Genomic DNA, 21,342 nt, shown 5'->3' on the forward strand with positions numbered 1-21,342 from the left:
CTCAAAACCGGGTTTTGAGCGCATTATCTGCCAGCTCGCGCGTGGTTTGAGGGCGCTGGTGGCCTGGGTCTACAAACCCGAGCCGCCGGAAGAGCCTGCCGGGGCTTCGGAGACGCTGCCGGCAGCGGCCGCGGACGTGACCTTGCGCGACTGACGTCCCGGCACGTCCGGAGCATCGGCAGCTGGCCGCTGCCGCCGTCGGGCGGGCAGTGTCAGGACAAACAGGCTGCCGGCGACCAGCGCAGCTCCGGCCCAGGCGAGGGCGGGCAGGCGTTCACCCACTACGATCACGGCGAGCACGGCAGCCACCACTGTTTCCGCGAGCGACAGGGTGGTGGCTGTGCTGGCGCGGACGCGGGCCAGGCCCCAGCCGAACAGGACGTAGCCAGCGAACATGGGGACGATCGCCATGTATGCGCCCACCGAAAAGTTTTGCCAGGACGCGAGGAAAGGTGCGCCGGTGGCCGCCAGGACGGGCATCAGCAGCAGGCCGCCGATCCCGAAGACGGCGCCCATCACCGCCCGTGATGGGACGCCGGTGTTGATCAGGCGGTGGGCGGCCCACGAGTAAAGGGCGTAGGTCAGTCCGGCCAGCAGCCCCAGAACGATACCGGCCGGCGTCGACCATTCCGCGCCTGCTGCCTGGTCCGGGTGGCCTGCTTCCGCGAGGCACAGCAGTACTGCGCCGCTGACGCCGAGCAACGCACCGACCGCCCACCGGCGGGTAAACCGCCGTTTGTCCACCACGCGTTCGACGACGGCGGAAGCCAGGGGTGCCGACCCGATGGAGACGACGGTCCCCACCGCCACTCCGGCCAGGTGCATGGAGGAATAGAAGGCGAGCGGGTACAGGGCTACGGCCAGCGACCCCAAGGCCACCGTGCGCCATTGCCGGCGCAGGGAACCGCCGAACGCCAGCATCGGGCGGGCGGCTATCGCGGCCTGCAGCAGGCCGCCGAATCCCATGGCCACCGCTCCGATGGCCAGCGGACTCACGTCCGGGGCGAAGGTGGCCGCCGTGCCGGTGGTGCCCCACAGGACGGACGCGGCGAGCACAAACAGCGCACCCCACGTGGCTCCCTGGAAGCCGCCCGGCTTCACAGTGTGCCGATCAGGGTGGCCGCGATGGCGCGGGCTTCCCGGACGCAGTTGTCGTCGCCTTCGAGGCCGGCACGGACCATGGAGCCTTCAAGAAGGAACGCCAGGTGCCTGGCCATGGCCTCGGACTGCCCGGCTGAGTCCGGCAGGAGCCCGGCCAAGTGCTCGGCCAGCAGCGCCTCCACTTCCTCCTTGTGCCGCCGGACCACGTCCCGTCCGGGATCCCCGGCGGGGAGTTCGGCCGCGGCGTTGAGCAGGCCGCAGCCGCGGAAACCGTGCTCGTAGGCCAGATCGGCGTGGTCCGCGTAGGCATCAAAAACCGCCAGGACGCGGTCCTTGGGGTTCATTGCCTTCTCCAACCGTGCCCGGTACAGCCCCAGCCACTCCTCGTGGCGGGCGTACAGGTAGGCGGTCACCAGATCGGCCTTCGAGGCGAAGTTGTTGTAGAGGCTCTTCTTGGCCACACCGGCCTCGGCGGTGATGGTGTCGATGCCGGTCCCCGTCAGGCCGAAGGCATAGAAGCGCCTGGCGGCCGCCTCGAGGAGCGCGTCGCGGGCAGGCCGCCGGGGAGCGCGGTCTGTTGGTGCAGTGTGCTTCGCTGTCATGGGCCGGTCCTGATCGGGTTGGTTGTAGGTAGACCAGTCTACCTACTTGTTCCACGGCCGCAAGTGCCCGGGGCCGGGCCGCCGAAGCTGGCGGGCGATCCCCGGGTGCATCCGGGTCGATCCCGGCTAGCCTGTTCCTTGGGCGGCAATCCGGCTGACCGATGGTGGGTGGGCATCGTGATAGTTATGGCGGGAGGGTCTAATGGCGAATGATTCGGCATGGGGTGAGCGGAGATCGTTGTTCAGCCCCGATGGCGACACCGCAACGATTTCAGGACGGGTGGACGACTCCGCGGCTGCCATGACCGTGCTGGTGGTCGACGACGACGAAGGGTCCCGCCTCGTGGCGAAGGCCGCCGTCGAAAAGTCCGGGCATGAGTGCATTGTGGCAGCGGACGGCGACACTGCGTGGCGGCTTTACCAGGAGCACCGTCCCCAGGTGGTGGTCAGTGACCTGATGATGCCGGGACTCGACGGGTTTGACCTGTGCCGGGCGATCCGGGCCGCCGAGACCAGCTCCTACACGTATGTTGTGCTGCTGACCTCGCACGGCGCCCAAAAAGACGTGCTGGAAGGGATGAAGGCCGGGGCTGACGACTACGTCAGCAAACCGTTGGATCCCTTCGTCCTGCATACGCGGCTGCTGGCCGCCCGGCGGGTCACCACACTTCACGGCGCGCTGGCCGATGCCCTCGGTGAAGCCCGGGACAGCAATGAGAGGCTGGCGGAATTCACCGGCCGTGTCAGCCATGACCTCCGCAATCCGCTGACCTCCATTCTTGGCTATGTCGAGCTGGGTGAGATGGACGGGGAGTCAGCTCCGGAAGAGGCCGCCGAGTATCTGCATATCGTGGGCAAGAGTGCCGGGAGGATGCTGTCCATGGTGGAGGAATTGCTTGCGTTCGCTTCCATTGGCGGTTCAATGGCCCGGGCCAGGCTGTCGCTGGCCGGCCTGGTGAAGGACGTTACTGATGACCTGAGCCTGGGGCTGCGGGAGGCCGGCGCGGTGGTCCACTGCGAGGATCTCATTTTCGAAGCTGATGAAAGCCAGATGCGGGTGGCACTGCAGAACCTGATCCAGAACGCGGTGGCTTACCGTCGCCCAGGGGTGGCCCCGGTTATCCGGATCACCGGGCAGCCGGCCGGCGCCGGTGCCGTGGTGCTCGTGGAAGACAACGGCAAGGGAATCAGCGCAGGCGACCGGCGGCGGGTGATGGAACCCCTGGTCCGCCTGCACCGGGACGGAGATCCAGCCGGAACAGGGCTGGGCCTGGCCACGTGTGCCAGGATCGCTGCCGCCCACGGTGGGCGCCTGGAGATCTCCCCGAGCCTGAGCGGCGGGACGATCGTCAGCATTCACCTCGGTGCGCCCTAGTGTGATGCTGCAGCAGTCGTAGGGAACAATCCAACAAAAGGATTGTGGGGCATTCGTGTAAATTCGGGATATGGCCACCCTGAATCCCAATGCCCAGCCTGACTCCCTCCGTGCACTCCCGGGTGGAGGAGCCAGGCTGCGCGTGGCTGTGCCGTCGGTGGCAACCCGGGTCGCCTCGGAACTGCGGCTGCAGATCGCAGAGGGTGACCTCCAGCCCGGAGCGAAGCTCAAGGAAGAGGCCCTCTCCGAGGAACTCGGCGTCTCCCGCAACACCGTCCGCGAAGCCTTCGCCGAACTGGTCAGTGAACGCCTCCTCGTCCGCGAACCCAACCGCGGCGTCTTCGTGGCCAGCCTCGGCGCCAAGGACATCCACGACGTCTACACCGTCAGGCGAGCCATCGAGGTGAGTGCAGTCCGCGGCGGCGGCACCCCCGAACGCATCGCCGCGGTGCGGGCAGCCGTGGAAGAAGGAAAAAAGGCGGCCGCCGCCGGGGACAATGAAGGCCTCGGCAGCGCCAACCAGCATTTCCACGGAGCCCTGGTGGCCCTGGCGGACAGCGAGCGGCTGAACACCATCATGTCGCAGGTGCTGGCCGAGATGCGGCTCTTCTTCCACAAGGCATCGGTTGACGGCGGCTTCTACCGGCACTGGCTGGCGGACAACGACCAGATCTGCCAGGCCCTCGAAGCAGGCGACGCGGAGCTCGCCGCCGAGCGCCTGACCGACTACCTCAACCGGTCCGAAGAGCACCAGGCCGCTGTTCACGCGGCCGGGTCTGCGACGTCGAAGTAGCCCACGCAGCCACCCTGAAATCCTAAGACAAAAAGGAGCCTCCCGCCGGGGGGCTCCTTTTTGCCGTGCCCGGAAACCGGGCCATTAAGGAATCCAATTCGAATCAGCCCTTGACGATGTGATCTACGTCGCGTAAATTGTTCAACAAGGAGATTGTTCAACAATCCAACGATTATCGCAGTTACGACTTCCGCACCACCGGCAGCCGCCTATCCGCTCCTCTGCCCGACTTGCGACGCCGCAAGCCCGGACACGCCGGGCACCCAGCACGTCCGCGCAGCGGATGACATCCACTCTCTTCATGGAGGATACAAATGGCCACTCCCCAAGCAATGGCCCCCGTAGACCCGAAGCCCCAAGTGGGGCGCAAGGACATGTACAAGGCATTCGCGGCCAGCCTGACCGGAACCGCGCTGGAGTTCTACGACTTCGCCGTCTACTCCGCCGCGGCGGCGATCGTCTTCCCGCTCATCTTCTTCCCGGCCTCGGACCCGGTGACCGGAACCCTGCTGGCGTTCTCCACCTACGCCGTGGGTTACATCTCCCGTCCCGTCGGCGGCATCATCTTCGGCCGGCTCGGGGACGAGATCGGCCGCAAGAAGATCCTGGTCATCACGCTGATGCTGATCGGCGTGGCCACCTTCCTCATTGGCCTGCTGCCCACATATGACAACATCGGCGTCATCGCCCCCGCCATCCTGGTCTTCCTCCGCTTCGCCCAGGGCGTCGGCGTCGGCGGCGAATGGGGCGGCGCGGTCCTGCTCTCCAGCGAATTCGGCGACCCGAACAAGCGCGGATTCTGGGCCTCCGCCGCACAAATCGGCCCGCCCGCCGGCAACCTCATGGCCAACGGCGCACTTGCCATCCTCACCCTGAGCCTGTCCGAAGAAGACTTCCTGAGCTTCGGCTGGCGCATCGCCTTCCTGATCTCCGCACTGCTGGTGGCCTTCGGCCTCTGGATCCGCCTCAAGCTCGAAGACACCCCCATCTTCAAGGCCATGGAAGCCCGCGGCGACAAGCCCAAAGCCCCCATCCGTGAAGTCCTCGCCACCCAGCGCCGCCCGCTCATCGCCGCCATGCTCAGCCGCATCGGCCCGGACGTCCTCTACGCGATGTGCACCGTCTTCACCCTCACCTACGGCATCCAGGAGCTCGGCTTCGACCGCGGCCAGGTTCTCGTCGCCGTCCTGATCGGGTCAGCCCTCCAGCTCTTCACCATGCCGCTCGCCGGAGCCATCTCCGACCGCATCAACCGCCGCCTGGTCTACGGGATCGCCGCAGTGGGCGCCGCCGTCTGGGCCTACCTGTTCTTCATCGTCCTCGAAGGACGGTCCCCGGTCATGCTGATTGTGGGCATCGTGCTGGGCCTGCTCTGCCACTCGTTTATGTACGGACCCCAGGCAGCGTTCGTCGTCGAGCAGTTCTCGCCGCGACTCCGCTCCACCGGCAGCTCACTGGCCTACACGTTCGCCGGAATCATCGGCGGCGCTATCGCTCCATTCATGTTCACCCTCCTGCTGAGCACCTATGACAGCTGGGTCCCGGTGGCCATCTACCTCAGCGTCGCCTGCCTCCTGACCCTGGTGGGCCTGGCCTTGGGCCGCGACTCCAACGTTGCCGAGGACGAGGAGTACCTGCAGTCCTCAGCTGAACTTGTGGAGTCCAAGTGAGCCAGCCACACGCCCACCTGGCCCCCGCCGACGCCCGCCTGCAGTTCCGGGGCGGCCTGGCCACCCCCACCTCCGGCTGGAGCGACGGCTACACCCAGGCCAACCTGATCGCAGTCACGGCGGACTACGCCGACGAGTTCATCGAGTTCTGCCGGCTCAACCCCAAGGCCTGCCCGATCATCGACATTATCCCGGCGGGACAGTACGAAAGTTCCCTCGCCGCCGGATCGGACATCCGCACGGACATCCCCGCCTACCGGGTGTGGGTGGACGGTGAACTGGCCGAGGAGGTCACCGACGTCGCCTCTGTCTGGCGTGACGACATGGTGGGCGTTCTCATCGGCTGCAGCTTCACCTTCGAAGCGGCACTTGCCAGTGCGGGGATCCCGCTGCGTCACATCGAAACCGGCCGCAACGTGCCCATGTACCGCACCACGGTGGAGTGCACGCCGGCCGGCCGGATCCACGGCACCATGGTGGTTTCCATGCGGCCGATGCTGCCCGAGCTGGTGGACACCGCCATCCGGGTGACGTCGGAAGTGCCGAAGGTCCACGGCAGCCCGGTGCACGTCGGATCGCCGGAAGACCTTGGCATCGCCGACATCAACCGCCCCGATTTTGGGGACGCCGTGGAGATCAAGGATGGGGAAGTGCCGGTTTTCTGGGCCTGCGGCGTGACACCGCAGAGCGCAGTGATGGCCTCCAGGCCCGCCTTCGCCATCAGCCACGCCCCCGGGTACATGTTCATCACCGATGTCCCCGAAAGCAGCTACCGGGAACCGGCGGGGGCGGCATCGTGAAGAAGAGGATCCCCGTGGCAGAGAAACGGGCACGCCGCGTCATCAACCTGTCGGTGCCGCGGCAGCAGGCCACCGGCGCGCACTGCGAACTGAGCGGCGTGTGGAAGAGCCCGGCGGGAGCGAGCATCTCGCTGGCCGAAGGCCAGCTCCTCCCCAGCGATTCCGGCCGGCCGTGCGTCTGGACCTACGCCGGGCCGCCGGCAACCAAAGCCAGCGCCGGGGGTGTCCGGTGGGCAGCCCCGGAGCACCACAGACTGTAGCGGCAGAAAAGGCAAGCGGACGACGACGGGACCTCCCGGCGTCGTCCGCTTCCGTTTTGCGTGACGCAGGACGCGAAGACCTGGCCGCCGGAGGCGCTCAGTTTTCCGTTGGCGGCAGCCGCAGCACGCCCGTCGCAGCAATCAGGTACGGCACCGGATCCGGATCGGTCCCCACGGCCCACTGGATCCAGGCCTCGAACGTCGCCCCGATCAGTGCGGCGCAGAGGTAGCGGGCGGCCTGTTCGGGCACACCGCGCAGCGTGAGGTAGGACAGTGTCCGTTCGCGCTGGGCGCCGAGGGATTCGTAGCTTCTGCTCATCAGTTCCGGGTGTTCGGCGATCAGCCGCAGCCTGCCGCGCGTCACCGCCAGATCCGGCAGGACCGCAACACCCGCAATAACTGCCGCGCGTACGCCGGCCAGGACGTCGCCGTCAGCCCTGTCTCTGGAAGGCGGCGACTCCAGCACATGCTGCGACGCCTCGATCACGGGGCCGGTGCCGCCCCAGACGAGGTCGGCCTTGCTGGCGAAATGGCGGTAGAGGCTCTTGCGGCCGATCCCCGCTTCGCGGGCGATGTCCTCCATGGAGGTCTGCTCATACCCGTGCTCGGCGAAGAGGTGCAGCGCCAGGGCAGCCACGGCATCGGGGTCGATGCTCACCGGCCGTCCGGAGGGGCGGACTGCGGTTTTCGGGGCGTCGGTTGGCATCCCACCAGTATTCACCCTTACATAATGACACAGAGTGTCATAAGCTGGTGGGCATCAACCCTCACACGTCTGGAAGGACATCATGGGCAACGAAGCCACGTGGCAGGAAACCATCACCAACGGCCGTTTTACAGGAAAAACGGTCATCGTCACCGGCGCGGGATCGGGCATCGGCCAGGCCACCGCCCTGCGCATCGCCAGGGAGGGTGGCAAGGTCATCGCCGCCGACATCAGCAAGGAACGCCTGGACGACCTCGTGGCCGAAAACGCCGGCCTGGACCTGGTCCCGGTGGCCGGCGACATCTCTACCGAGGAAACCGTGGCCGCCGTGCTCACAGCCGCGGGCGGACGGGTCGATGCGCTGGCGAACGTCGCCGGCATCATGGATAACTTCGCGCCCATCCACGAGGTCGACGACGACCTCTGGGACCGCGTCTTCAGGATCAACGTCACCGCGCTGATGCGCCTCACCCGCGCCGTGGTGCCGCTGATGCTGGAGGCCGGAACGGGCTCCGTCGTCAACATTTCGTCCGAGGCAGGGATCCGCGGCTCGGCTGCCGGCGCCGCGTACACGGCGTCCAAGCACGCCGTCGTTGGCCTGACCAAGAACTCCGCCGTGATCTACGGGCCGAAGGGGCTGCGGTTCAACGCCGTGGCACCGGGCCCCACGATCACCGGCATCGTGGCCAACTTCGGCTCCCAGATGGCCGCCGAGCGGCTGGGACCGCTGATGCAGGCGAACATCCCCACGCCCGCATCTGCGGCGCAGCTTGCCGCCTCGATCACGTTCCTGCTCAGCGACGACGGTACCAACCTGAACGGCGCCATCCTGGCGTCCGACGGCGGCTGGTCGGCGCTGTAGGGGAGGGGCGCCGCAGGAGCGGCACAGAGTGCAAGCGCACGACGGCGGGACGTCCCGTCGTCGTGCGTTTGCCTGAATTCTTGACTAGCTGCCCTGAGGCCGACTCACCGGGCTGCTAGGGCAGGCGGGAAGCCCTGAGCAGCGTGGCGGCGCCGGCCCGGTCCGGGTCCAGGGGCACGGGACTGACCAGCACGGCGGGACCGCGGTGAAGGACACCGTCCGAGAGGACCTGGCAGCGAATGCCGCCACGTCCGCGCATCGCCTTATGGGCGCCGGGGGCGAGCATCTCGTCCATCCACGCGCAGGGGTGCGCGGGCCGGCCGGCCTTGAACCGGGCGATTTCGCCGTTTGATTCAATAGCGAAGTCGCCGCCGAGCAGGGGAGGCAGGTCGGCTCCCCGCAGAATCACGTTGCGCCGTGTCAGCAGCGGGTCAAAGGGTTCAGCCCCCAGTTCGGCGGCGATCGATTCCAGCGCTTCCACGGCCATCACGGTGACGGCGGCGTCCATGTGCGCCGCCTTGCCGAAGAACCGGTCGCCCACGATCCCTTTGCCGGCCACCAGCTCAACCCGTTCCGCGTCAGTGGTGGGCACATCAGCCGCCCCCTCGCGGGCCCGTCCAAAGTAGGCGTGCGCCGGAGACACCAGCAGGTGCAGGACCTCCACGTCGTACCGGTAGCTTGCCGTCATGGCACAAAACTATCGTGCGGCGGAGTGCACGCGACAGTTCGGGCGAACGCAGACAGACGACGGCGGGACATCCCGCCGTCGTCCGCTCTGCGTCGAGGATTACTAAAGGTAGCTCTTGACGCTCGCCCGGAGGGCTTCGGTGTGCTCGTAGATTTCCTCAAGTGAGGTGATGGGAACCCGGGTTTCTTCCTTGTTGTCGTCGAAGATCCCGATGTACTTCTGAGTCCGGTTGAAATGCAGGCGCGCGATCGGCTTGCGGTTGTTGTCGTCCAGCAGCACAGCGAAGTAGGACTTGGCATCCCGCTGCACCACGCGGGCCGGCTTGACCTCGCTGCAGACAATGGCCCGGACGATCTGGTAGCCCTCGATTTCCTCCAAAGTTGTTTCGAGACTGTCAGCTTCAGCAAGATCTGCCTCGGCGACAGGGGCACTGGTGACAGCGGCGGCGACGGTGATGTCTTCGTTCTGCGGGAAGCTCGGAGCGCCCAGGGCTTTCTTCAGCCGCTCGTTGACCTGGTCATTCAGGAACTGCTTGGACGCCTTGCTTACCAGTGCGGTGAACTGCTCACGCACTTTCTGTGTATATGCGCCCTGATAAACCCGGCCGGTCAGGAATTTGATCCACTCATCTTCCGGCTCCTTGAACTGGGCAGCGAGAGTCCGCTTCAATTCCCCGATGTACTTCAGTTCACCGGCCGCATTGATGATTGATTCAAGATCAAAGACGTCCTTCGATAATTTCTGCAGCTCCGGGATGAGCGTCTCATCGATGTCGGTGAGATCCAGGACCAGGAACGGCTTGGCATCCATGCGGTTCGGTGCATCGAGGTCGGTAAAGAACTGATAGACCTCGCCGTTGGTGAGAATTGCGATTCTCGCATTCGTCACGGCGAAGTAGCGGAACAGCTGGGAAGCGTGCTCGATTTTCACTGGCTCTGTGGACTTCTTGCATTCGATCAGGATCTGCACTTCGCCGTCTTTGACGATGGCGTAGTCGATCTTTTCGCCCTTCTTAAGGCCAACGTCAGCTATGAACTCCGGGACGACCTCCATCGGATTGAACACGTCATAACCGAGGATCGTAGAAATAAAGGGCATGACAAAGGCATTCTTGGTTGCCTCTTCGGTTTGGATCGCATCTCGCTGCTGGCGGACTTTTGCGGCCAACGCGGAGAGTTTTTCTGCAAATTCCATTCTTCCCCCTTGAAGAATTGATGATGCAGCTAACCGTAGCGCAGCACAATGACAATTCAGAGAAGGGCCGCAAGTGTACGTTCGGGCGATTTAGTCCCCGAGCTGCGGCAGGCACATGCAGCGGATCTCGAAGAGCGGCAACCCCGGCTCCTCCAGGCCGTGTCCGGTGGAAACGAGGTACTCGTCCCCGAGGACATAGACCGGAAGCTGCGGTGACAGATACGAGTTGTACCGCGACGGGTAGACCCACTGGCCGTTAATGTCGAAGGCCGGCAGGGCGTAGGCGTCCCGGCGGTTGTGGGCGGAGGGAAACAGGCCGTCGCCCATCCAGATATGGCTGGCCAGCCCGTACAGATAGTCACTGTTGTGCGCTGTGGGGAAAAGAATGGCCTGCATCGGCGCTACCCCTTCCGGGACTCGAAACGTTCGCGGGTGAGGAAGACCAGCTGCGCTTCCTTCTCGGCCAGCTGCACCCTGGCGCCGGCCTCGAAACCGAAGCCCACGAAGCGCCCGATCGCTTTGCTGTTCCGGGCATCCGGCTCCGCGACCACGCGGTCGTTGGCGGGGTTGGACAGCAGGAACCGGACCAGGCCCGTCAAGAGCGTGGCGGTGAAGTCCCGGACCGGTCGTGTGGCCGGAGCCAGCAGCAGGTGCATCCCGGTATCTTCGGGGCGGGCCGGGTAGGCGTCGGACACCGGATCCTGCAGCGGCTCATACGTCTGGAACAGTCCCGCGGGCTCGTCGTCAAGGGACATCAGGTAGGCGTGATGGGTGTCCAGGCTGTCCACGAACAGGTAGATGTCCCGGACTTCGTCCCGGCTCATGGACTGCATGCCCCAGAACCTGGCCCGGTCCTCCCGGACCCAGCCGTGGAGCAGGTCGGCGTCGCTTTCCGGGGCAAGTGGAATGAGCCGCAGCTGGCCCAGTCCGGGCAGGTCCTCTGTGTAGACGGCGTCCCGGGCGGAGAGCGGAGCGGCGGTGTCAGCGTGGGTCATGGTTCTCCTTGGTCAGCTGCTCCCAGTCAGTGATGACGGGAATGAGGTCGCCGGCAGCCCAGAGGGGCAGCTGGCTGGCAAAGTGTGCGTCGTCGGGATTTCCCGAGGCGCCGAAAGGCACGATCCAGCGGCTTGCGGCCCTGTCCCGCAGGTCCCAGACGTAGCGCGCCACGGGTCCGCGGAACGACCTGTCGGTCACGCCGGGCAGGCTCTCGGTGGACAGGACGCAGCCGGTGTCGCCGGACAGGCCGGTGACCGCGACGGTGGGCGCCAATCCGCGGGGTCCGTGATCGTCCAGGGCATGCAGCGGAAGGACCGTGTGGCTGGATCCCCAGGTTTCCGCGGGTGCCGCCATGGCCACCTCCTCCAGCGCCTCGCGTGCGGCCCCGGCGACGTCGATGCCGGCCGCGGGACCGTCCGCGATCAGCGTCTCGAGGGCGAAGCCCACCCGCGACGCGGCATAGAGCCAGGGTCCGAACAGAGGGGAGTGGCCGTGCGGTGCGGCCAGGGGCAGCAGTGTGGGTGTGCGCGCCAGCGCCAGGACCAACGCAGACCGCCAGGCTGCGAACGCGCCTGCGTCGCCGCTGACCCCATCCATGTGGCCGTCCCACAACAGCAGCCGTTTCCGGAGGTCACCTGCCGCAGAAGACAGCGCAACGGGTTCCTGCAGCAGCTTGCGGAGCGCCGGCCAGGAGCCGAGGTGCGTGTCCACGTGTATCCGCTGCACGGCATCCGCGTCCAGTCCCGGCCCGTGATCCTCCAGCAGGTGCCGGATCCGCCGGGCCCGGTGGGCCGGGGCGAACTCGAGCCCCAGCTGGTCCCCGCCGCCGGAGCCGCGGTCGTTGGCATTCACGGCGAGCGCGGGCACATGGGCCCGTGGCAGTTTCTCCCACCCTCCCGTCCACTCGTGCTCCGCCGACCATCCCGGGACGGGCCGGACCCGGTTCTGCCGGCTCCGGACCGGCACCTTCCCCGCGACCAGCTGGCGGACATCCCCGCTGGAATCGGCAACCAGAACGCAGTTCACCGGCTCCACCCACGCGTCCAGCGCCGCTTCAACATCCCCCGCGGAACGGCTCCGCAGGAGCGGCAGGAGGGCCTCGAAACCCAGCGAACCTGCGGCCCGGGCCGGCGTCCGCAGACTCAGCGCGCCGCCGTCGGCCCCTCCCGCAATGACCGGACCGCGGGCCGTTTCGATGACCTCCACGGTCTCCGCCGCGGCGCCGCGGACCAGGATCTTTTCCTGATGGTGCGCGTGGACCGGCTCCCAGCCGTTCGGCCCCAAAGCCGCCATCACGCCGTCGTCATCCCGCAGCCGTTCGCGGAACAGATCCTGGTAATCGGCCATGGCGTTGGTGACCGCCCACGCGACTGACCCCGTATGGCCGAAGTGCTGGACCCCGGGGACGCCCGGGAAAGCCAGCCCGACGGCGTCGAACTCCGGGCACGCCAGCCGCACCTGCTGGTAGACGCCCGGAAGTTCCATCAGGCGGTGCGGATCACCGGCGATGAGTGGGGAGCCGGACGCAGTCAGGTTTCCCGCGGCGGCCCACGCGTTGCTGCCGGCCCATACCGGGGCCTCGATGCTGAACAGGCTCACGGCGTCCTCGCCGAGCGTCGCGGCCACGTGTTCGCGCCAGAGCTTGTTCGGGAACGTGCCGAAGAGAATGTGGTGGACCAGGAAAACGCCGAGCGGCGTCCAGGGCTCCCAGGCGGCGGGCGCGGTCTCTGTTGCGCGGAACTCGTGGGCGTCCCGGCGGCCGGATTCCAGGGCGCGATTCACACCGTCCACATAGGAGGCGCACCAGCGCCGGCTGTCGGCATCCAGGTTTTCGAAGCACCGGCGGGCGGTGTCGTCCAGCCGCACGCGCCGGGCGAATCGGTCCCAGTCCAGCCCGTCCGCGCCCAGATGCTCCGCGGTCCGGCCTTCCGAGCGCCAGCGTTCCATCTCGATCTGCCAGGAGCGGTCCGTTGCCGCGTTATAGCCCTGGAGGAAGGACAAATCGTCGGGGGAGCCGGCCCGCAGGTGCGGGATGCCCCAGGGATCCCGGAAGATCTCAGACGGCATGGGCGCGGAATTGTCGCAGGGGGAGGCTGCAGCGAGGGGGCACGTGGATCTCCGGTGGTTAGGTAAGGCTTAGCTAACCAAAAGAATAGGGTGATGCGCCGGGTTCGCCAAAATGTTGCGTCAGAAAACGGAAACGCACGACGGCGGGAGCCGTCGTCGTCCGCTTCCGCAGTGCCCGGTTTTGGCTGTCTCCGGTAGATTTGTGCGCATGGTTCCGGGACTTGCCGACATAGGCGCAGAAGGCATTCTGCTCGCCGGGGCAGGCCGCGCCATTTTGCTGCAGATCGCGAACCCGGCCGTGGGTCACGGGGTGGCAGAGCACAGCCGCTTCACGGAGCGTCCGCTGGACCGGCTGCGCGGCACCCTCACCTACGTCTATGCCATCGTCTACGGCACGGACGGGCAGGTGGCAGCCGTCCGCCGCCGGGTGAACCGGGCCCATGCGCCGGTCCGGCGGGCTCCGGATGAAAGCTCCAAGGGGTACAACGCCTTTGACGCGGAATCGCAGCTGTGGGTGGTGGCCACACTCTATGACACGGCCGTCACCGTCTTCGAGCGTGTTTATGGACCGCTCGATCAGGAGTCAGCCGACCAGATGTACCGCGACTACGCGAAGCTGGGGACGGCCCTGCAGCTCCCGGCGGAGCTGTGGCCGGCGGACCGCGCGGCGTTCCGCGCTTATTGGGACAGCCGCATAGAGTCACTCCGGGCCGACGACGCCGCCGTGCGGATCGCCCACGGCCTGCTCCATCCGCGGACCGGCCCGCTCTGGTACCGCGCTGTCATGCCGTTCGCCCGGTTCGTTACCGCGGGCTTCCTTCCCGACCACCTCCGCCAGGACTTTGGGCTGGCCTGGAGCTCAGGCCACGGGCGCCGGTTCGACCTCACCATGCGGTGCACCGCTGTGGTTTATCCGCGGCTGCCGCAAAGGATCCGGCATTGGTTCAAGAACTACTGCCTGGGGCAGTTGGACACCGCGTAGCTGCAGCAGCCGGCCCGCACTCTTGCAATTAAGCGCGAACGTACACTTGGGGCCCTCTTGAAAATTGGGGCCTCAAGTGTACGTTCGCGCCAAATGATTCTTAGGGGGCAGGAGTGGGCTTCGATTCTCGGACCATCGCCGGAGTGAAGGCCGCTCCCGTATCCGGGAAAGAGGGCACCTCGATCCGGGCGTGTTCGTGGACTTCGGTCACGGTCCGGCGGGTGTGCTCGGCGATCTCCTCCATGGTGGTGACCCACATCCCGTCCATTGCTTTCACGCGTTCAATCAGCTTCTCCAAAGCCACGGCCTTGGATGGCCGGCCGGAGATGAACGGGTGGTTGGTCAGCACAAAGCAGCTGCCGGCTGCATGGTGTGCCTCCGCTTCGAGGGTCCACATTTCGAGGACCTTGGCCGGGCTCTCAATGACCCCGCTGCCGGTGACGCCGGGGTAGAAGGCGTACTGCTCCCAGTCGTCCAGGGCCCAGTCGACGGGGATTTCCACGATGTCCCGGCTGTCGCCCGGGGCGACGCTGAAACGGTAGGGGGCATCGCCGTCGAGCAGGCTTGAATCGTAGAGGAATCCGCGGTCCGCGAGGAGGGCCGCCGACTGCCAGTTCAGCTCCCACCACGGTGCCCGGTAGCCCACGGGCTCCACCCCGGCGGCCTTGGCGAGTGCCGCCAGTCCGCGGTCGAGGTAGCGGGCCTCCGTGTCGGCGTCGATACCCTGCATGTGCTCGTGCAGGTAGCCATGGTGGGCCACCTCATGCCCGGCGTCCACGATCCGTCGGACCGTGTCCGGGTAGCACTCGGCCGTGAAGCCCGGGACGAAGAACGTGGCCCGGATGTCCTGCCGGTTCAGAATCTGCAGCAGCCGGGGAACGGCCACCTTCGGCCCGTACGACTGGTGGGTCATCAGGGACATCCTGCGGGTGCTCTGGGGATCGTGGGCGATGGTGCAGGATTCGGCGTCGACGTCGAAGGTGAAGGACGCTGCTGCCTGCCTGCCGCCGGGCCAGGCGATCGGGTGGGCTTCGTCCGGGAAGGCGAGGTGGTTCATTTTATGGGTCCTATGAGTCGGAGTTCAGGCGGGGTTCGGGCTCAGAGTTCGGCCGGTGCGGACTGCGGGCCTCCGACGCCGGCCAGGCCGGGTTCGGTGGCTGTGCGGCTGGCGGGGACGTTCAGTGCGCTGTCCAGGTATTTGCGGTGGACCTTGGGTCCCAGGACTGCGTACGTCGCGGCGCTGGCCACTCCGCCGGCGAGCCATGACAGGTCCCATCCGCCCAGGGCCACGGCGATGGGGCCCTGCATTGCGGGAACAAGTCCGTACATAAACAGCCAGGTGGCGAAGATGCCGACCAGGAGGGAGATGACCCCTGCCCAGTTGACGCCCGGGAGGCGCTTGGTGCCGACGGCGTCGAAGAGCCGTGCCGGGTTGCCGGGCCAGCGCTTCTCGATCCAGAAGTAGTGGACCAGCATGACGCCGCCCCAGGCTGCGACCCAGGCGACGAGCCCGATGAGCCAGGCGTCGAGGACCGCTGCGAAGTCCTCCTGGAAGATGAAGAAGACGACGGCGGCAAGGGAGAAGACGCCGACGAACAGGTTGAGCTTGCGGCGGCTGATGGTGATGTCCAGCGACTGCGTGGCGACGGAGAAGGTGTAGATGTTGAGGATGTTGGTGGCGATGGGGCCGTGCAGCACCATCAGGAGGACGGGCAGTGCCAGGACGCCGAAGTTCTGGACGATGAGTTTTCCGGGGTCGATTTCGCCGCTGTTGGTGGCCAGGCTGGCGCCGAGGATGCCGAGCCAGACGACGGGGATGAACTGTCCGAGGACGGAGGCCAGGTAGACCTTTTTCTTGGGGACTTCCGTACTCACGAACCTGGAGTAGTCGGCCGCGTAGGTGAACCAGGTGATGCCCCAGCCGATGCCGATGGCCGTCATCACGGCGCTCATGGCAGCGATCCGCTCCGAGCCTTCGAGGATGTTTCCTGCCGGGCCGGCGTAGGACCAGTTGATCTTCATGCCGAACCAGGCAACTGCGGACATCACCGCCAGGATGATGATGGTGGGAGGAACGGTCCACTTTTCGAAGGCGGCGATGGCTTTGTAGCCGAACCAGGCGATGGCTACTTGGGCGGCCATGATAGTGGTGGCGACGCCGATTTTCCAGGCGTAGTTCTGGGCTGTGGGGTCCACCCAGCCGAGGGTGCCGAAGAGGGCCATGACCAGGTCCAGGATGATCCACGTGTTGACCGCGCACCATCCGATCACCAAGAGCGCCTGGATGGCTGCCGGGAGGTAGTTGCCGCGCCGGCCGAAGGCTGCGCGGGCCAGGACCATACCGGTGGCGCCGGTCTTTTGGCCAAGGAGGACAAAGCAGCCGAACAAAAGCATTCCGATCAGGTTGCCCAGCACCAGCACCGTAACGGTGTCCGCGAAGCCCAGCCCCAAGTGGATTCCGAGGGCGCCCAGTACCAGTTGATCGGGGCCAGGTTGGCGCCTGCCCAGATCCAGAACTGGCCCGAGACCTTATGGGTGCGCTGGGATTCCGGGATGGGCTGGAGCCAGGCTTCGACGTCTTCGAGGGGAGCCGACTGCCCGGCGCCTGCGGTTGAGGGTTGCTGCATGGGGGCCTCTTCGTTGAGGGGGATGGGGATTCTTCAAGATTATGTGGCCTACCCCACATGCACCATCTACAATCTGTCGTGAGGTAAAGCCATTTATACGACGGAGTGTCATGCCAGTACGCCTGCAGGATGTTTTGAAACATCCCACCCTCACTCCTGCAGAGCCGGTGATCCGCGCCGCCGCGGGCATCGCCGCCGAAACGCAGCTTCGCTGGATCCATTCCAGCGAGGTTCTGGACATCGCACCGCTGCTTGGCGGCGGCGAATTGCTCCTGACGGGCGGCCAGGCCCTTGTGCTGGCAAGCGACGAAAGGCGCACGGGCTACATCCGTGAGCTGGCCGAGCGGGGTGTGGCAGCGCTCGCGATTGAGACAGGCACCGACCTTCCGTCCATTCCCTCGTCCATGATCTCGGCGGCCGAGAGCGCAGGCCTTCCCCTGATCGAACTTCGCAAGACGGTGCCCTTCGTGGGGGTCATGGAGGCAATCAATTCGCTGCTGGTGAGCGAGTCTGCCGGCCAATTGCAGCAGGCGGACCAGGCAAGCCATGCCATGGCGGTTGAACTGGCCCATGGAGGCAGCCTCGACCGGATCCTTGCCGTCCTCGCGGAAGCCACGGGCTCGGAGGTGGTCCTGACATCGACGGCGGGAATCACCCTGGCGAGCGCATTGCCGGCAGACGGTGTCGCAGGGTCCGGGACTGTTGAACCGGACGACGCTGCTTCGGAGGACCGCGGAAAAGTCATCCACGTTGACGTGCCCGTGCGTGGCGTACCCGCGGCCCGCCTTGCGCTCCACGTGCGGGGGGAGGCTGACGTGAACCTCGCCAGGACGGCAGGCAGCCGGTCGGTGGACATTCTTGCCCTTGCCCTGCTGCAGCGCATGCCACCGGGTCTCAAGGAAATGGCGGGCACGGCACTGATCCGGGCTGTCGACTCCGGCACGCAGAACTGGCGGCTCCAGCAGCTCGCTCCCGCGGCCGGCATTCCGTCGGCGGCCCAGCTTGTCGCCGTCGTGGTCCGTTCCTCCGGGACCCAGCAGCTCCGGATGGCGGTGGAGCAGCTGCTGGTGCGCGGGGCCCACCAGGGCGCCAGCTATGCGGACAACGCTGAGCTCCTGGTTCTGACCGTGCTTCGCTCCGGCAGCCCCGGGGAGGACCGGAACGGAATTATTGCCGGACTGCGCTCGCTGGCAGCGCCCGAAGGAACGGTCAGCGCGGTGGGTCCCATTGCCTCCGGGATCACCGCTGCCCATTGGTCCCTGACGCAGGCGCGACTCACGCTGGAGCTCGCCGCCGACGCGGAAGCGGCCAGGCCCGGCGTGCGGCAAGGCGGCACGGTGCTGGACGCCCAGGATTTCGCCGTGGAGCGGCTCGCTGTTCAGTCCATGGATGAGTCCCAGCGGGAGGATTTCATCACCCAGCAGCTGGGTGCCATCATCGACCACGACGCACAGCGCCGTTCCGTGCTCGTCGAAACCCTGGGGGTCTGGCTGGACTCCGGCTGCAACACGGCGCAGGCCGCGCGTGAGCTGCACGTGGAGCGCCAGTCCATGCATCAGCGGCTCCAGCGGATCTTCTCGCTGTGCGGCGGTGACCCCCGCGGGACCGGCAGCCTGGCTGCCCTGCACCTCGCCACCAGGCTGGTGCGCCTGCCGCGGCCTGCTACCAGGAACCATAACTGACCCTGGTGCCTCAATGGGCACCCTCAGTGCAACTTAATCTCTCCTGACGCAACTCTTCTTGGGGTGCTTTTGTGGTGCCGCTAGTAGTGAGTTGGCTTGGTGGGGCCCGCCGGATGTGATGATGCCGGAAATAAAAAAGCATTGACCGTGTCCCGCATCACGCTTAGTCTGTTGCAACAGCGTTGCTTTGATTGCAACCCCAACACACTTTGGCGGATACATGAGTAGCGAGACTTCCACCCCCGCTCTTGCGGGAGGCCCAAGCCCTGCGCCGGATAACGTGCACGCCGGTGGCGTGAGCAAGGAGACACGACGCAGGGTCGTCGCGGCCAGCTTCATCGGCAACTTCGTTGAATGGTTCGATTACGCCGTTTACGGCTACCTGGCCGTCACGATCGCGTCAGTCTTTTTCCCTGAATCAGATCCTCAAACAGGACTTCTGCTGACCTTCGCGCTTTTCGCGATTTCATTCCTGGTGCGCCCGCTCGGCGGATTCGTCTGGGGCCACATCGGCGACAAAGTGGGCCGTCGCACCGCACTTTCCCTGTCCATCCTGATCATGTCCGGGGCGACCTTCTGCATCGCCCTGATCCCGGGCTACGACACAATCGGCATCTGGGCTCCGGTCCTGCTTCTGATCATCCGGGTGGTACAGGGCTTCTCCGCTTCCGGGGAGTACGCCGGGGCTTCGGCCTTCCTGGTCGAGTACGCCCCCGCCAACAAGCGCGGTCTCTACGCCGCGGTGGTTCCCGCCAGCACCGCAGCTGGACTGCTCCTCGGTTCCTTGCTCGCAGGCCTGCTGACTGTCCTGCTCAGCTCCGACGCCATGCACAGCTGGGGCTGGCGCCTGCCGTTCCTGCTGGCGGCCCCCATGGGACTGATCGGCCGCTACATCCGGACCAAGCTCGAAGACACCCCGGTTTTCCGCGAGCTGGCAGCGGAGGACGAGGCCGTCAAGGCACCCGTGTCCAGCCTGTTCCGGAACCACTGGCGCAAGCTGCTGCTGGCCGTCGGAGCGGTCCTGCTCAACGCCGTCGGGTTCTACGTCATCCTCAGCTACATGCCCACGTACCTTTCCTCGGAGCTGGGCCTTGGCGCAACCGAATCCTTCCTGGCAACGACGATCGCGCTGGTCACCTACATCGGTTTCATCTTCCTGACCGGCATGCTTTCGGACCGTTACGGACGCAAGAAGGTGCTGATCAGCGCGTCCATCGCCTTCATAGTGCTGACAGTGCCCGCCTTCGCACTGCTGGGGACCGGGTCCTTCCTGATCATCGTGCTGGTCCAGATCCTGCTGGGCGCGATGCTCACGCTCAATGACGGAACGCTGCCCAGCTTCCTGGCCGAAATGTTCCCCACCCGGGTCCGCTACAGCGGCTTCGCGGTCAGCTTCAACCTCTCCAACGCCCTCTTCGGCGGGACCGCCCCGTTCATGGCAACGCTCCTGATCGCAGCCACGGCCAGCGATCTGGCACCGGCCTGGTACCTCGTGGCTGCCGCAGCTATCTCCCTGATCGCCGTCGCGCTGTCCAGGGAAACCTGCAAAGAACCGCTGCGCCACGAATAGCCCAACTCTTTCAACCACCCCCTCAGTAAATGCATCAAGGAAAGGCACCACACCATGACCATCACAACATCCGAGAACGCATCATCCATCGCCGAGCTGGAGCGCCTGAAGGTTCTGAACAACGGCGAGAAGGTCAGCCTGACGTTCTCCGACGCCGAGTTTGAGCGCAGGCTTGCCGGCCTTCGCCGGATCATGGCGGAGAAGGATCTGGACGCCGTCGTCCTGACCAGCTACCACTCCATCAAGTACTACTCCGACTTCCTGTTCACCACCTTCGGCCGTTCCTACGGCATGGTGGTCACTAAGGATGACACCGTCACAGTTACCGCCAACATCGACGCCGGCATGCCCTGGCGCCGCAGCTACGGCGACAACCTGGTCTACACGGACTGGCGCCGCGACAACTACATCTTCGCCATCCAGGAAGTCCTGCGGACACGCGGCATCAACCCGCGCCGCCTCGGCATCGAGGACGACTCGCTGCCCCTGGACAACCGCAACAAGATCCAGGCCGCCTTCGCCGGAGCCACCCTGGTGGACGTCGCACAGGCGGCAATGCGCCAGCGCATGATCAAGTCAGCGGAGGAAATCGAGGTCATCAAGCACGGTGCCCGCATCGGCGACCTCGGCGGCGAGGCCATCCGCAACGCCATCACGGCCGGCATCACCGAGTACGAGGTGGCGCTGATCGGCACCGAGGCGATGGTCCACGAGATCGCCAGGACCTTCCCCAATTCCGAAATCCGGGACACCTGGGTCTGGTTCCAGTCCGGAATCAACACCGACGGTGCCCACAACTGGGCCACCACCCGCAAGATCCAGGAACACGACATCCTGTCCCTGAACTGCTTCCCCATGACCAGCGGCTACTACACGGCGCTGGAACGGACGCTGTTCTACGGCGAACCCGACGCCCGCTCCCTCGAGCTGTGGAACATCAACGTGGAAGTTCACAAGCGCGGCCTGGAACTGATCAAACCGGGCGCCGTCTGCAAGGACATCGCCGCCGAACTGAACGAGATCTACGTCGGCCACGGGCTCCTCGCCAACCGCACCTTCGGCTACGGACACTCCTTCGGCGTACTCAGCCACTACTACGGACGCGAGGCCGGGCTGGAACTCCGCGAGGACATCGACACCGTCCTGGAGCCGGGCATGGTGGTCTCCATGGAACCGATGATCACCGTCCTCGACGGCCAGCCGGGCGCCGGCGGCTACCGCGAGCACGACATCCTCGTGGTGGGCGAAGAGGGCGCCGAGAACATCACCAAGTTCCCCTTCGGACCGGAGTACAACATCATCGGAGCCTGATACCTCCTCGCTGATGGAAGCGGCGCCGCACTCGTTGCGGCGCCGCTTTCCTGTGT

Annotated in this window: 19 protein-coding genes and 1 pseudogene; 10 read left to right on the forward strand and 10 right to left on the reverse strand. The window is 66.0% G+C overall.

The genetic code is table 11. The features are described from left to right. Positions 1–69 precede the first annotated feature (69 nt). Positions 70–1,101 carry an EamA family transporter gene (locus tag EYS21_RS14115; protein ID WP_242633431.1) on the reverse strand — a complete coding sequence of 344 codons (1,032 nt, stop codon included), beginning with the start codon at positions 1,099–1,101 and terminating at the stop codon, positions 70–72. Then, complete coding sequence (locus EYS21_RS14120) at positions 1,098–1,703, reverse strand: TetR/AcrR family transcriptional regulator (protein WP_131133832.1); 606 nt, start codon at positions 1,701–1,703, stop codon at positions 1,098–1,100. The genes EYS21_RS14115 and EYS21_RS14120 overlap by 4 nt, the downstream gene beginning before the upstream one ends. 301 nt (positions 1,704–2,004) lie before the next feature. On the opposite strand from EYS21_RS14120, the gene EYS21_RS14125 reads away from it, so the two are divergent. The 5 genes from EYS21_RS14125 (at position 2,005) to EYS21_RS14145 (ending at position 6,601) form a co-directional block, all read left to right on the forward strand. After that, a complete protein-coding gene (locus EYS21_RS14125; RefSeq protein ID WP_242633440.1) occupies positions 2,005–3,078 on the forward strand; it encodes a response regulator in 1,074 nt (357 codons plus the stop codon). A 70-nt stretch (positions 3,079–3,148) separates the two neighbouring features. Further along, entirely contained in the window at positions 3,149–3,871 is a 723-nt protein-coding gene (locus tag EYS21_RS14130) for a GntR family transcriptional regulator (protein WP_131133833.1), read from the forward strand. A 314-nt stretch (positions 3,872–4,185) separates the two neighbouring features. Beyond that, entirely contained in the window at positions 4,186–5,541 is a 1,356-nt protein-coding gene (locus EYS21_RS14135; protein WP_131133834.1) for an MFS transporter, read from the forward strand. Continuing rightward, positions 5,538–6,341 (forward strand): putative hydro-lyase, encoded by an 804-nt coding sequence (locus tag EYS21_RS14140; RefSeq protein WP_207307775.1) that lies wholly within the window; start codon positions 5,538–5,540, stop codon positions 6,339–6,341. The genes EYS21_RS14135 and EYS21_RS14140 overlap by 4 nt, the downstream gene beginning before the upstream one ends. Positions 6,342–6,355: 14 nt before the next feature. Beyond that, on the forward strand, positions 6,356–6,601 hold the full coding sequence (locus EYS21_RS14145) for a hypothetical protein (RefSeq protein ID WP_131133835.1): 246 nt from the start codon (positions 6,356–6,358) through the stop codon (positions 6,599–6,601). 97 nt (positions 6,602–6,698) lie between these two features. Here the strand turns inward: EYS21_RS14145 and EYS21_RS14150 are convergent, their stop codons facing one another. Then, a complete protein-coding gene (locus tag EYS21_RS14150) occupies positions 6,699–7,307 on the reverse strand; it encodes a TetR/AcrR family transcriptional regulator (protein ID WP_131133836.1) in 609 nt (202 codons plus the stop codon). Positions 7,308–7,389: 82 nt separating this feature from the next. Between EYS21_RS14150 and EYS21_RS14155 the strand changes: the two genes are divergently transcribed. Next, complete coding sequence (locus EYS21_RS14155; RefSeq protein WP_131133837.1) at positions 7,390–8,169, forward strand: SDR family NAD(P)-dependent oxidoreductase; 780 nt, start codon at positions 7,390–7,392, stop codon at positions 8,167–8,169. A gap of 115 nt (positions 8,170–8,284) precedes the next feature. On the opposite strand, the gene EYS21_RS14160 is transcribed toward EYS21_RS14155, so the two are convergent. From EYS21_RS14160 to EYS21_RS14180, 5 genes are all read right to left on the reverse strand, one after another. Beyond that, positions 8,285–8,857, reverse strand: a complete 573-nt coding sequence (locus EYS21_RS14160) for an MOSC domain-containing protein (RefSeq protein WP_131133838.1) — start codon at positions 8,855–8,857, stop codon at positions 8,285–8,287. A 102-nt stretch (positions 8,858–8,959) separates the two neighbouring features. Further along, positions 8,960–10,051, reverse strand: coding sequence for a type I restriction endonuclease (locus EYS21_RS14165; protein WP_131133839.1), 1,092 nt, complete (start codon positions 10,049–10,051; stop codon positions 8,960–8,962). Positions 10,052–10,141: 90 nt separating this feature from the next. Then, positions 10,142–10,447 carry a hypothetical protein gene (locus tag EYS21_RS14170; RefSeq protein ID WP_131133840.1) on the reverse strand — a complete coding sequence of 102 codons (306 nt, stop codon included), beginning with the start codon at positions 10,445–10,447 and terminating at the stop codon, positions 10,142–10,144. Positions 10,448–10,452: 5 nt separating this feature from the next. Then, positions 10,453–11,046 carry a GNAT family N-acetyltransferase gene (locus EYS21_RS14175; protein WP_131133841.1) on the reverse strand — a complete coding sequence of 198 codons (594 nt, stop codon included), beginning with the start codon at positions 11,044–11,046 and terminating at the stop codon, positions 10,453–10,455. Next, a complete protein-coding gene (locus EYS21_RS14180) occupies positions 11,033–13,114 on the reverse strand; it encodes a penicillin acylase family protein (RefSeq protein ID WP_131133842.1) in 2,082 nt (693 codons plus the stop codon). The genes EYS21_RS14175 and EYS21_RS14180 overlap by 14 nt, the downstream gene beginning before the upstream one ends. A gap of 208 nt (positions 13,115–13,322) precedes the next feature. Here EYS21_RS14180 and EYS21_RS14185 point away from each other — a divergent pair, with 208 nt between their 5' ends. Continuing rightward, on the forward strand, positions 13,323–14,096 hold the full coding sequence (locus tag EYS21_RS14185) for an oxygenase MpaB family protein (RefSeq protein ID WP_131133843.1): 774 nt from the start codon (positions 13,323–13,325) through the stop codon (positions 14,094–14,096). A 100-nt stretch (positions 14,097–14,196) separates the two neighbouring features. Here the strand turns inward: EYS21_RS14185 and EYS21_RS14190 are convergent, their stop codons facing one another. Both EYS21_RS14190 and EYS21_RS14195 read right to left on the reverse strand, forming a co-directional pair. Continuing rightward, on the reverse strand, positions 14,197–15,153 hold the full coding sequence (locus tag EYS21_RS14190) for a polysaccharide deacetylase (protein ID WP_131133844.1): 957 nt from the start codon (positions 15,151–15,153) through the stop codon (positions 14,197–14,199). A 41-nt stretch (positions 15,154–15,194) separates the two neighbouring features. Then, positions 15,195–16,723 (reverse strand): annotated as a pseudogene (locus EYS21_RS14195) (cytosine permease). 110 nt (positions 16,724–16,833) lie between these two features. On the opposite strand from EYS21_RS14195, the gene EYS21_RS14200 reads away from it, so the two are divergent. The 3 genes from EYS21_RS14200 (at position 16,834) to EYS21_RS14210 (ending at position 21,286) form a co-directional block, all read left to right on the forward strand. After that, complete coding sequence (locus EYS21_RS14200; protein WP_131133845.1) at positions 16,834–18,405, forward strand: PucR family transcriptional regulator; 1,572 nt, start codon at positions 16,834–16,836, stop codon at positions 18,403–18,405. Positions 18,406–18,625: 220 nt separating this feature from the next. Next, positions 18,626–19,975, forward strand: coding sequence for an MFS transporter (locus EYS21_RS14205; protein ID WP_131133846.1), 1,350 nt, complete (start codon positions 18,626–18,628; stop codon positions 19,973–19,975). 54 nt (positions 19,976–20,029) lie between these two features. Then, positions 20,030–21,286: an aminopeptidase P family protein gene (locus EYS21_RS14210; protein ID WP_131133847.1), complete on the forward strand. Its 1,257-nt coding sequence runs from the start codon at positions 20,030–20,032 to the stop codon at positions 21,284–21,286. The last annotated feature ends 56 nt before the right edge of the window (positions 21,287–21,342 follow it).

Origin of the sequence: Arthrobacter sp. S39 (genome assembly GCF_004320525.1) — a bacterium.
Taxonomy (GTDB): domain Bacteria; phylum Actinomycetota; class Actinomycetes; order Actinomycetales; family Micrococcaceae; genus Arthrobacter.